A 450-nucleotide genomic window follows, 5' to 3' on the forward strand; every position below is an offset into this window, starting at 1 on the left:
GTTACGGCTCGCAGCTGCGGTCGGATTTCGAGACGCGCACGGGGGCGACGTGGCCGCTGAACATCGGCCAGGTGTACACGACGCTGAACCGGCTGGAGCGGGACGGTCTGGTGGTTCCGGAGGGTGTGCGTGAGGGGAAGCAGCAGTTGTACTCGATCACGGGGGCGGGGCGTCGGGAGCTGAGTGCGTGGTATCAGCGGCCGGTGGACCGGGGTCAGCCGGCGCGGGACGAGTTGGCGATCAAGCTGGCGATGGCGGTGGGTGCGCCGGGGGTTGATCTGGTCGAGATCGTGCAGTCCCAGCGGCGGCACACGTTGCGGGCGATGCAGGACTACACGCGGTTGAAGGCGCGGGCGTTGGCGTCGGGGCCGGACAACCGTGACGACATCGCCTGGCTGCTGGTGCTGGAACAGCTGATCTTCCACGCCGAGGCCGAAGCCCGCTGGCTCG

1 protein-coding gene is annotated in these 450 nt (G+C 68.9%); it reads left to right on the plus strand.

Annotated features, from left to right (window positions below):
• Positions 1-450: PadR family transcriptional regulator (locus E0D90_RS26070; RefSeq protein ID WP_130800351.1), on the plus strand; the 450-nt coding region annotated here is incomplete at both ends.

It is taken from the genome of Streptomyces otsuchiensis (assembly GCF_004305975.1).
GTDB classification, from domain to species: Bacteria; Actinomycetota; Actinomycetes; order Streptomycetales; family Streptomycetaceae; genus Streptomyces; species Streptomyces otsuchiensis.